This is a genomic window from Pseudomonas sp. (genome assembly GCF_030683065.1).
In the GTDB taxonomy this organism is placed as follows: Bacteria; Pseudomonadota; Gammaproteobacteria; order Pseudomonadales; family Pseudomonadaceae; genus Aquipseudomonas.
On record NZ_JAUXMX010000035.1, the window covers coordinates 26,707 to 37,822 of the forward strand.

Here is an 11,116-nt window from a genome sequence, read left to right on the forward strand (position 1 = left end):
GTCTAATAGCCGCCGTTGGCCCGGGTAGCTCAGTCGGTAGAGCAGGGGATTGAAAATCCCCGTGTCGGCGGTTCGATTCCGTCCCCGGGCACCACATACAGAAAAAGGCTCACAGCGATGTGGGCCTTTTTTCTATCTGCAGAAAAAGTGGGCGACCTCGCGCGCCTTGCGCCATCAGCCATACAGAACAGTCAGCCTGCGCATCCGCAGGCGAGCTGAGCCCGGCAACTGTCAAAGAATCCTGGACAGTTCGCGCGAAGGGCTACGGCCAGGTCAAACACCTCACCATGACACCGCATACCGGGTCACGCCGCTGCGCGAGCCTACTCGCCACCTGCAGCCCGGACGCGCCTATCAGGGCAATCAAGGCCAACACTAACCTAACCAGCACTGGGCTGGCGTTCAGCGACGCATCATCCCTAATGACCGCCAACGGCGGTGACTGCTGTGTGACGTTAAAAATTGTTCCCGTTAATTTTTGCGTCTACGCGTCAGCAAACTGTAGCCAAGCGACAGCGTGACCGAGCGAGCGCCTCCAGGCCGGTAAACGGCTTGGCGGTCACGGAAGCGCTATGCTAGGTTGACGGCTCGCCAGGGAGGCCACGCACGCCTGAGCGCACCCGAACAAGAAGAGGACCCCCCATGGCCGAGGCCACGCCCGCGCTGGAAATTCGTGATTTACACAAACGCTACGGCGACCTCGAGGTGCTCAAGGGCATCTCCCTGACTGCTCACGACGGCGCTGTCATCTCCATTCTTGGCTCATCCGGGTCCGGCAAGTCGACCTTTCTGCGCTGCATCAACCTGCTGGAAAACCCGCACAAAGGTCAGATCATCGTCGCTGGCGAGGAGCTCAAGCTTAAAGCCGCGAAAAATGGCGAGCTGGTGGCCGCCGACAGCAAGCAGATCAATCGCATGCGCAGCGAGATCGGCTTCGTCTTCCAGAATTTCAATCTGTGGCCGCACATGAGCGTGCTCGACAACATTATCGAAGCGCCGCGCCGAGTGCTCGGCCTGAGCAAGGCTGAGGCCATCGAACGGGCCGAGGCACTGCTGGCCAAAGTCGGTATCGGCGAAAAACGCCACGTCTATCCGAATCAGCTGTCAGGCGGTCAACAACAGCGCGCCGCCATTGCTCGTACTCTGGCCATGCAGCCGAAAGTGATCCTGTTCGATGAGCCAACCTCGGCTCTCGACCCGGAGATGGTACAAGAAGTGCTTAATGTGATCCGCTCGCTCGCCGATGAAGGTCGCACTATGCTGCTGGTTACCCACGAGATGGGCTTTGCCCGTCAGGTGTCCAGTGAGGTGGTGTTCCTTCATCAGGGCCTGGTCGAAGAACACGGCTCGCCCGAGCAAGTGTTCGACAACCCGGTCTCGGCACGCTGCAAACAATTCATGTCCGGCAATCGCTAAACACGGAGCAACTCTCGCATGCTGAAATACAAAAAGATTCTGCTGGCCGCGGCCGCCACCCTGGCTTTCGGCACCAGCGCAGTAGCCGCTGACAAACTCAAGATGGGCACCGAAGGCGCTTACCCGCCGTTCAACCTTATCGACGCCAGCGGCCAAGTGGGCGGTTTTGACGTAGAGATCGGCAAGGCCCTGTGCGCCAAGATGCAAGCCGAGTGCGAAGTAGTCACCTCCGACTGGGACGGGATCATCCCGGCCCTCAATGCCAAGAAGTTCGACTTCCTGGTGGCCTCGATGTCGATCACCGAAGAACGCAAGGTGGCGGTAGACTTCACCGAACCCTACTACACCAACAAACTGCAATTCATCGCGCCGAAAGACAGCGACTTCAAATCCGACAAGGCCAGCCTCAAAGGTAAGGTAATCGGCGCCCAGCGTGCCACCATCGCCGGCACCTGGTTGGAAGACAACCTGGACAAGGTAGTCGACATCAAGCTCTACGACACCCAGGAAAACGCCTACCTCGACCTCTCCTCGGGCCGTCTTGATGGCATCCTCGCGGACACATTCGTGCAGTGGGAATGGCTGAAAAGCGATGCCGGCAAGAGCTTCGAGTTCAAGGGTGAGCCGGTATTCGACAACGACAAGATCGGTATCGCCGTACGCAAGGGCGACCCGCTGCGCGAAAAGCTGAATACCGCGCTGCAGGCCATCATCGAAGATGGCACCTACAAGCAGATCAACGACAAATATTTCCCGTTCAGCATCTACTGAGCAGCCTGCCCTGCGTCGCCCTCGCGGGCGATGCAGGCTTCTGACCCCCCATGAATTTAGACCTCTACGGATTCGGCCCGGCCCTGGCCGCCGGCACCCTGATGACCATCAAGCTGGCGCTCTGCGCGCTGGCCCTGGGTCTGGTGCTCGGCCTGCTCGGCGCCCTGGCCAAGACTTCGCCGTACAAGCCACTGCAATGGTTTGGCGGCACCTATTCGACCATCGTGCGCGGTATCCCAGAGCTGCTCTGGGTGCTGCTGATTTACTTCGGCACCGTGCAGCTGATGCGCAACCTGGCCGACCTGCTGGGTATCGACAGCCTCGAACTGAGCGCGTTCGCCGCCGGCACCATCGCCCTGGGCATTTGTTTCGGCGCCTACGCCACTGAAGTTTTTCGCGGTGCCATTCTCGCCATCCCCAAGGGTCATCGCGAGGCCGGCCAAGCCTTGGGGATGTCCAGGCCACGCATTTTCTGGCGCCTGATCCTGCCGCAAATGTGGCGCATCGCCCTGCCCGGCCTGGGCAACCTGTTCATGATCCTGATGAAAGACACTGCCCTGGTGTCGGTGATCGGCCTGGAAGAAATCATGCGTCGCTCGCAGATCGCCGTGACCTCAAGCAAAGAACCGTTCACCTTCTTCCTGGTAGCAGCCTTTATCTACCTCGGTCTCACCGTGGTCGCCATGATCGGCCTGCACTTCCTTGAACAGCGAGCCAGTCGCGGCTTCATCAGGAGCAACTCATGAACTGGGAAGTGATCATCAAATGGCTGCCGCGCCTGGCCGAAGGCGCGGTGCTGACCCTGGAACTGGTCGCCATCGCGGTAGTCGCCGGCCTGATCCTGGCAATCCCCATGGGCATCGCCCGGGCATCCAAACATTGGTTTGTTCGCGCAGTGCCCTACGGCTACATCTTCTTCTTCCGCGGCACTCCGCTGCTGGTGCAGTTGTTTCTGGTGTATTACGGCCTCGCGCAGTTCGATGCGGTGCGCGAGGGGCCGCTGTGGCCTTATCTGCGTTCACCTTACTGGTGCGCCATCCTGACCATGACCCTGCATACCGCGGCCTATATCGCCGAAATCCTGCGTGGTGCGATTCAAGCCGTACCGCCAGGCGAAGTGGAGGCGGCCCGCGCCCTGGGCATGGCCCGCTGGCAGACCATGCTCTATATCATCCTGCCGCGCGCCGCACGCATCGGCCTGCCCGCCTACAGCAACGAAGTGATCCTGATGCTCAAGGCCAGCTCCCTGGCCAGCACCGTTACCTTGCTGGAGCTGACCGGGATGGCGCGCACCATCATTGCCCGCACCTACTTGCCGGTGGAGATCTTCTTCGCCGCGGGCATGTTCTACCTGCTGATCGCCTTCCTGCTGGTACGTGGTTTCAAGCTGCTGGAAAACTGGCTAAGGGTCGACGCCTGCCAGGGCCGCTAGCGCGACGGAGCCGCGCCATCCCGACCTGACGACACGACCATGAACGACTCCACTCTCAGCGGTGACAATCTGCTCCAGCGCTTCCAGGCGCTGGATGCATTTTTGCTGCAGCACCAGGCGCTATGGCAGCCACGCCCATTCACCCAGCAGCAACTGCCGTGGGAGCGCCAGCACCCCGAACTCGCGCTCTGGCTCAGATCGCGCAGCCTGGACCAGGCCGAAGCCAGCCACAATCAACCACACCTGCTTGCCGCACCCGCGCCCTTTACCGAGCTGGCCACCCAAGCGCGCGCCCTGAGCCAAGTCGGCGCATTCGCGCCACAAGCGTTGCCGCCACTGCCGGCGCGCTTCTCGGTCGACGTACCGGGCCGCAAGTGGCAACAGATCCAGGCCTTCGCCAGCAGCCTGCAGTTTCAACAACCTGCACAGCACTGGCTCGACTGGTGCGCCGGCAAAGGCCACCTCGGCCGCATGCTGGCGCATGACGGACGCCCCCTGACCTGCCTGGAACACAACCCCGAACTGGTACACAGCGGCCAACTGCTCAGCCAGCGCCTGGGACTCAACGCCCGCCACCTGCAACAAGACGTACTCGACGCCGATGCAGGCGCGCAACTCGGCCATGAGCACACCCCGGTCGCCCTGCACGCCTGCGGCGACCTGCATGTACGCCTGATGCGACTCGCCAGCGCGGCCGGCTGCAAGCAATTGGCCATAGCACCGTGCTGCTACAACCGCATCACCGACCCCGATTACCAGGCACTCTCCGCCACAGCCCAAGCCTCTAACCTGCAACTCTCGCTGGATGACCTGGCTCTGCCACTCAGCGAGACCGTCACCGCCGGCGCCCGCGTGCGCCGCCAGCGCGACCAGTCGATGGCCTGGCGCCTGGCGTTCGACGTACTGCAGCGCAAACTGCGTGGCATCGACCAGTACCTGCCCACCCCCTCCCTGCCGCCGGCCTGGCTGGCAAAAGACTTCGCCGACTACTGCACCGACCTCGCTGCCCTGAAACAACTGCCCGCGCCAAACGTCGCAACAGACTGGCAACAACTGCAGGCCCAAGGCTGGCAACGACTGGCCCAGGTGCGCAACCTGGAACTGCTACGCGGCTTGTTCCGCCGTCCACTGGAACTCTGGCTACTGCTCGACCGCGCCCTCTACCTGCAAGAGCAGGGCTTCGGCGTGCGCCTCGGCAACTTCTGCCCACACCTGCTCACCCCACGCAACCTGCTGCTGCTCGCCGAACGCAACTGACCCCGTCCAAGTTACCCACATTATCTGTGGATAACTGTGTTGATAGATTCTGAGCAGATTCACCTGACGCCTGCTGACAGCGGCCTCTGCAACACCTGATCGTTTTTTGAACAACAAATAAAAACCAATAAAAACATGTACTTATTAAAAACCGAGAAATCCCTCACAAAAGAGCCCGTGCACCCCGACCACATAAGCCCGACCTGTGCATAAGGATTTCGCCACTGATAGCGAAAAGAGCACTAAACAGCCCAACGCGCAGCACCTATGGGACGCAGCCGCGTCCATGCCAGCACGACTTAAACAGCCTACGGCCCTCTGATTTCGTGATGATCGGCATGCACGGAGAAAAACAAGCTGCACGCATTTTTGACAGCGCCCCCCCTAAAACTCAGGGCCGATGAACATCGAATGTCGTCGCCAAGCCATCGCGACAAGACACCTGCCGACAGTCGCAGCAAGCGAAAGCTTTCCCCAACCGATCCGTCCCGAGAAGACCTGCCACGCTTTGCCGACTAAAAGCTGACTGAAACTTGAAAATAATCAGAATAAACAATGCGCAGACGACTTTACTCGGCCAAATGAATGGATATAATAGCGACCCTGAAATGCCGGTATAGCTCAGCTGGTAGAGCAACTGACTTGTAATCAGTAGGTCCCGAGTTCGACTCTTGGTGCCGGCACCATATAAGCGTTTCATGCAGTGCAAAGCAGTGTCATGAACGCCCCAGAAAGCCCGCCTAGTGCGGGCTTTCTGCTTCATGCAGTGCCATCGAGTTTCATCCAAGCGCTTGCCATTTGAGTACCCGCACAAGTACCTTTGATTGGTTCAACAATCTTTGGGTACTCGACTCATGCCATTGACCGTCCTGCAAGTGAAGAACGCCGCGCCACGCGACAAGGATTACGGCCTTGCCGATGGAGGTGGATTGTTTCTGTGGGTTCGTGACGCAGGAGGAAAATCCTGGCGATTCCGCTTCCGCCTGGATGGTAAGCAGTCCCACATCTCCCTAGGCACTGTCGACAAGGTGACGCTGGCACAAGCCCGCCAGTTGGCCTCTGAGGCCCGTCAACTCGTAGCACAAGGCAAGCATCCAGGGCTTGAGCGCGATACCACGAGAGCGCAGGCAGCAATAGCCCGAGCTAATACCTTCAAGGCACTAGCGCTGGAATGGCACCAACACAAAACACCTCGATGGTCGGCGGGATATTCTAGCGACGTTTTGGAGGCCTTCGAGCGGGACATCTTCCCCCAGATGGGCAGCCTGCCCCTCGCCACCATCAAGCCCATGCAGTGGTTGCACGTATTCCGCAAGATCGAGGCGCGAGGGGCGCTTGAGGTACTGCGCAAGACTCGTCAACGCTGCCAAGAGGTCTACCGATATGCAATCGCTACTGGCCGTGCTGAGTACAACCCCATAGCGGATATTGGTGGCGCACTACAAACGCCCACCACAAAACACTATCCGTTCTTACCCATTACAGAGCTACCGGAGCTGTTGCGCTCTATCCAGGCCTGCCCAGGTAACGACACCGTCAAGATCGCCACTCGCCTTTTGATTCTGACGGGGGTGCGAACGGCTGAGCTGAGGGGGGCTCCCTGGTCGGAGTTTGACCTCGATAAAGAGCTATGGCTGATCCCTGCTGCACGCATGAAGATGCGCCGCGCTCACCTGATCCCACTCCCCAAGCAGGCGGTGGCGATACTACGTGAGCTGGATAGCATCACTGGTGGCTACACGCTCGCATTCCCTGGCCGTATCGATCCGGCAAGGCCCATGAGCGAGGCCGCCATCAACCAACTGCTGAAGCGCTCTGGCTACGACGGGCGTGCCACAGGTCATGGATTTCGTCACACAATGTCCACCACTCTGCACGAGCAGGGATATGCCAGCGAGTGGGTCGAAACCCAGTTGGCGCATGTAGACAAGAACAGCATTCGCGGCACCTACAACCATGCTCAGTATCTGGAGGGGCGGCGAGAGATGCTTCAGTGGTATGCCGATCACTTAGATTATCTACCCCGCAGTAGTACCGGGAATCAATCCATTGCAGTAGTGGAGGAAACCATATGAATGACGATCTGATTCGCCTATCTGACTTAGTGCCTGAGTACGCTCGTCACTATGACGTTAGTTTTCAGGAAGCTGCATATAATCTGCATGAGCTGATTGAGCAATTGTTCCGCGAGTACGCTTTGAAGCGAGGAAAGCCATTGCCCGAGCAAATTTGGTGTGTGGGTGGGGCAAAATCCTCTCAACGCTCAAGCAAGGGTTATGAACTGGATTTTGGAGGACTACAGAAGTATTTCAAAGCTTTGTTTGACTCGCCTGAGGCCAGTAACCCACACATTATTTGCTTCAGTCGCACGGACAGCGACTACACAAGCATCCCGCCAAGCGTCGTCCATTTTTATAAGGCAGCATTAGTTGAATGGATACAGGCTGCCGATATTGAGCCCCCAGCCTTTATATTAGACGGTAATGCAGGGGACTGCTCAACCGACAGCGAAGACACTGATGAGTTTAATGAAAAAGAATTGGTTTCTATTAGGCGGATTATTAGCGGCTTGATTGAGCTGATAATAGAAGTTAATAATGCGCACACTGCACCGACATTGGACGATGAAAAAAGAAAGCGTGCAGAAAATATCATACGCGCTGCATCCCGGTTAAATTCATCACGTAAAAATTTTAATCCGTATCCTGTTGTTATTTCCCTTGCAGACGCTGCTGGAGTTGAAATGCGCAAAAGCTGGAAGACACTAAAATGGTACGCGGAAGATCAGTAATTCCGACTAGAGCCTGCATTCTACTGAAATATATTTTTGGCATTTCCCTGAAAAAATGGCAATTGCCAAAACCCGCAGCATGAAGTCCCATTTAATCCTTAGCCATCCAATACGGTTCCAAGGAGATCCGACCCCATGGCTAATCAATCTGTCTCACCAGCACTACTTCGCCTGCCATCAGTCTGCGCAATAGTAGGACTAAGCAAATCACAGATCTATCGACTGATTCGTGCCGGACAGTTCCCAGCTGCTATAGCGCTTGGCGCTAACTCTGTTGCGTGGCCTGCTGAACATGTAAGCGCATGGGTTTCCGAAAAAATTAATGCGTCGCTAGGTTGACTCCGTATGTATTCGTCTGGGCGGAGCGCAAGCGTGGATAGGCAGCGTATTCAAGCTGAGGCCCGCCCTGGCGAATCGTGGGAAGAAGCGGCCGCCAGGCTGTTTAAAATCAGCTCAAGCAAGCAGGCGCTGGATGATGGCGAGCTAGCAGATTGTTTTGTTCTAACGGATGGCCTCCCACTCAAGGACATTCGTGACTATATGGATGTTGCACTGTTCCGAATGTCCAAGCGAGAAAGTCGTGCGGGCGATGTAATTCACTATAAGCTGGCGGATGGGTACATTGAGGTCAAAGCAGGGCCAGAGGGTATGGCATCAATATGGGATTACGACATTGTACTGATGCTTATTTCGCATTTAACAGAGTCGATGAATCGCTACAAACGAGGTCAAGGTGCAAAACCAGGCCGTTTTTTTTCACCGCATGCTTCGGATATTCTTAGGTTCTGTCAGCGTGGTGATGGCGGTAAGCAAGCGAGTGGTATTGAATTAGCACTGGATCGATTGAAGGGAACATCCATAAAAAGTGTGCGCCATCGCACGTCGCATAACGGAAAAGGCATCATCCGCGAGGTTAAAGGTGAGAGTCTGATTAGTAGTTACCTTGTCCTGTCACACACAGCCAGTGGTCGCGTAGATCGAGTTCAGATTGAAGCTCCGCACTGGATCTACAGGCAGGTGGTTGATAGTCGAGGACCGTTGGTTCTAACCGTTAACCAAACCTATTTTTCGATTAATTCTTCCGTCGTGCGCTTCATATATCGCTTGGCTCGACGCGCAGCAGGTAAAAGCATTGCAAAGTGGGGATTTAAGACAATTTATGAGCGAAGCGGATTGACATGCTTTAAAGAATTTTGTCGCATCTTGCGCCGCCTTATCAAAACCGACAGCCTCCCGGACTACCACTTGCGTGAAGACACAGGGCTATCTGGACCTCAACTGATAATTACACATAGAAATTCAGCTGCAGCGAGGTAGCCTGTGGATAACTCGCAGGTTGCTTTCCAAGCTCCGTATATTGCCCACCCCTTCCCGTATTTCACACACCCATACCCGTACTTAACCCAGCAAACTCCGTACTTCACCCACCTCCAGCGAACTCAAGTCATTAAAAAATATGATATTTTTAGATAATTATCGCCCTAAAGCTCTTAAAACAATTAATTAAACATTAAGGAAAACCCTGAAGAATACCTCCTGATTTTGGCAAAATTTCGAGATTCCACCCCGCAGAATTTTCCGATGAAGCAGATGACCTTCGCCCACACTGAGTACGCCGGCAAGCGCAAGCAAACCCGCAAAGAGTTGCTCCTGATCGAGACGGACCAGGTGGTGGCCGCGGACGGAGTTGATCGCCCTGATCGAGCCGCGCTAGCCAGAGGGTGAAGGCGGTCGTCCGGCCCAACGAGGCCTTACATGGTGCCCATCAAAACAGATGGACACCTCGCTGCAAGCCAGAAGAGCTGGCTCGAGGCCATCTGGTTGACAAAAAATGCTTTGAGCGTATTTTTGTCAACCATTGGAGGGCACATGATTTACGACAGAATACGACGCGCCAGGTTACTTCGAGGTCTCAGTCTGGAGGCCTTGGCCCAACAGATGGGAGACATTACCAAACAGGGCTTAAGCAAGCTTGAGAAGGGGCTTATTGCTCCTAACTCTACTCGCCTGTTGCAGCTGGCAGATGCTCTGAATGTTAGTCCGGAGTATTTTTTTCGCGCAGAACCGGTCCCGCTGGCTCCTTTGGAGTTTCGCAAACTCGCGAAAATGCCCAAATATCGTCAGGAACAGGTCAAAGAGCAGATTCGAGAGTATTTGGAGCGCTACATAGCTCTTGAAAGTTGTTTTGACCCTGCCGACATCCAGGCCCCGCTTACCCCATTCCAGTTTCTGGAGGTGACCTCAATTGAGGATGCGGAGAGAGCCGCGGGCGCTCTTCGTGAGCACTGGCAGATTGGCGGTGATGCTATTGCGAATTTCACCGAACTGCTGGAGGAAAACGGCATCAAGGTTGCGTTGTTGGACGGGCCTGATGACTTCGATGGTGCCTGTGCCGCTACCGAGGACAGGCAGCATGTTCTGATTGCGCTCAACGCTCAGCGACCAGGTGAGCGGATGCGCTTCACTGCCGCGCATGAGCTTGGGCATTGGGTAATGAAACTATCTGACGAGATGTCAGAGAATGATAAAGAGCGTTGTTGTCATCGCTTTGCGGGCTCATTTCTCTACCCGGCACATTGTGTAACTAGTGACTTTGGAAGCCATCAGCGTTCTCACGTGCACCCGCAGGAACTGTTGATTGCAAAACGGCAGTACGGTCTATCCATGCAGGCGGCGTTGTATCGTCTGAAGGATCTCCATCTGCTCAGTGACGCTGGCTATCAAGCGCTGACTATACAATTCAGCAAGCGCGGATGGCGTAAATCGGAGCCAGAGCCGCAACAGTGCAAGCCGCCACAGCGTTTTGAATCACTTGTTTTCTGGGGGCTGGCCGAGGGGCTATTTAGCAAATCTCGTGCAGCAGAACTGCTACGAAGGCCGGTCAGTGCGCTGGACGGTGATCTTGCAGGCCCGATGGAGCGGGCATGAGCAGGGTCTATATCAGTGATACAAACATCCTGATCGACTTCAGGAATGCAGGGTTGCTGGATCAAATGTTCGGACTGCCTTTTGCATTCTGCTGCACTGAGTTTGTTCTGCGGGAGCTGAGGGATTTTGCCCATGCTGAACTGCTAGGCAGAGGGCTGCGTGTTGAAATCATGGATGAGCAGAGCATCGCTAAATTATTTCGACTTAGAACTGAGCATAACAACAGCTCTTTGGCAGATGTCTCTTGCTATCTCCTTGCTCAAGATACGGGCTATCCATTACTAACAGGAGATGGCCGGCTACGTCGCCAGGCCTCTTCTGACGGGCTACAGGTTCGCGGTGCTCTTTGGTTGCTGGATAGCATGCTAGAGCACGGGGTTGTTCATGCCGGTGATGCGGCAAATGCTCTGGAGTTGATGCTCTCTCAGGGTGCCCGCCTTCCCGAAGAGGCGTGTCATTCACGTTTGAGTGCCTGGCGTAAGCCATAGTCCGGCGTGGATCTCCGGGCGAAGAGACTGGCT

At 56.1% G+C, this 11,116-nt stretch carries 11 protein-coding genes, 2 tRNA genes and 1 pseudogene; all 14 read left to right on the top strand.

What is annotated here, in order from left to right; translation table 11 throughout:
- Positions 1-18 precede the first annotated feature (18 nt).
- Positions 19-94: transfer RNA gene (locus Q8K09_RS12040), tRNA-Phe, on the top strand.
- Positions 95-642: 548 nt separating this feature from the next.
- Positions 643-1,416 carry an ABC transporter ATP-binding protein gene (locus Q8K09_RS12045; RefSeq protein WP_305255217.1) on the top strand — a complete coding sequence of 258 codons (774 nt, stop codon included), beginning with the start codon at positions 643-645 and terminating at the stop codon, positions 1,414-1,416.
- A gap of 18 nt (positions 1,417-1,434) precedes the next feature.
- Positions 1,435-2,187, top strand: a complete 753-nt coding sequence (locus Q8K09_RS12050; RefSeq protein ID WP_305255218.1) for an ABC transporter substrate-binding protein — start codon at positions 1,435-1,437, stop codon at positions 2,185-2,187.
- A gap of 50 nt (positions 2,188-2,237) precedes the next feature.
- Positions 2,238-2,933 carry an ABC transporter permease gene (locus Q8K09_RS12055; protein WP_305255219.1) on the top strand — a complete coding sequence of 232 codons (696 nt, stop codon included), beginning with the start codon at positions 2,238-2,240 and terminating at the stop codon, positions 2,931-2,933.
- A complete protein-coding gene (locus Q8K09_RS12060; RefSeq protein WP_305255220.1) occupies positions 2,930-3,619 on the top strand; it encodes an ABC transporter permease in 690 nt (229 codons plus the stop codon). The genes Q8K09_RS12055 and Q8K09_RS12060 overlap by 4 nt, the downstream gene beginning before the upstream one ends.
- A gap of 39 nt (positions 3,620-3,658) precedes the next feature.
- Positions 3,659-4,876 (top strand): methyltransferase, encoded by a 1,218-nt coding sequence (locus Q8K09_RS12065; protein WP_305255221.1) that lies wholly within the window; start codon positions 3,659-3,661, stop codon positions 4,874-4,876.
- A gap of 610 nt (positions 4,877-5,486) precedes the next feature.
- A tRNA-Thr gene (locus tag Q8K09_RS12070) sits at positions 5,487-5,562 on the top strand.
- 168 nt (positions 5,563-5,730) lie between these two features.
- Complete coding sequence (locus tag Q8K09_RS12075; RefSeq protein ID WP_305255222.1) at positions 5,731-6,951, top strand: integrase arm-type DNA-binding domain-containing protein; 1,221 nt, start codon at positions 5,731-5,733, stop codon at positions 6,949-6,951.
- On the top strand, positions 6,948-7,667 hold the full coding sequence (locus Q8K09_RS12080) for a hypothetical protein (RefSeq protein ID WP_305255223.1): 720 nt from the start codon (positions 6,948-6,950) through the stop codon (positions 7,665-7,667). The genes Q8K09_RS12075 and Q8K09_RS12080 overlap by 4 nt, the downstream gene beginning before the upstream one ends.
- 135 nt (positions 7,668-7,802) lie before the next feature.
- Positions 7,803-8,006, top strand: a complete 204-nt coding sequence (locus tag Q8K09_RS12085; RefSeq protein ID WP_305255224.1) for an AlpA family transcriptional regulator — start codon at positions 7,803-7,805, stop codon at positions 8,004-8,006.
- A 33-nt stretch (positions 8,007-8,039) separates the two neighbouring features.
- Positions 8,040-8,984, top strand: coding sequence for a replication initiator protein A (locus Q8K09_RS12090; protein ID WP_305255225.1), 945 nt, complete (start codon positions 8,040-8,042; stop codon positions 8,982-8,984).
- A gap of 264 nt (positions 8,985-9,248) precedes the next feature.
- Positions 9,249-9,378, top strand: a pseudogene (locus tag Q8K09_RS12095) (IS5/IS1182 family transposase); the annotation flags it as partial.
- 44 nt (positions 9,379-9,422) lie between these two features.
- Complete coding sequence (locus Q8K09_RS12100; RefSeq protein ID WP_305255226.1) at positions 9,423-10,595, top strand: XRE family transcriptional regulator; 1,173 nt, start codon at positions 9,423-9,425, stop codon at positions 10,593-10,595.
- The gene (locus Q8K09_RS12105) at positions 10,592-11,083 is read left to right on the top strand and encodes a type II toxin-antitoxin system VapC family toxin (protein ID WP_305255227.1); all 492 of its coding nucleotides are present in this window, start codon (positions 10,592-10,594) and stop codon (positions 11,081-11,083) included. The genes Q8K09_RS12100 and Q8K09_RS12105 overlap by 4 nt, the downstream gene beginning before the upstream one ends.
- Positions 11,084-11,116: the final 33 nt, after the last annotated feature.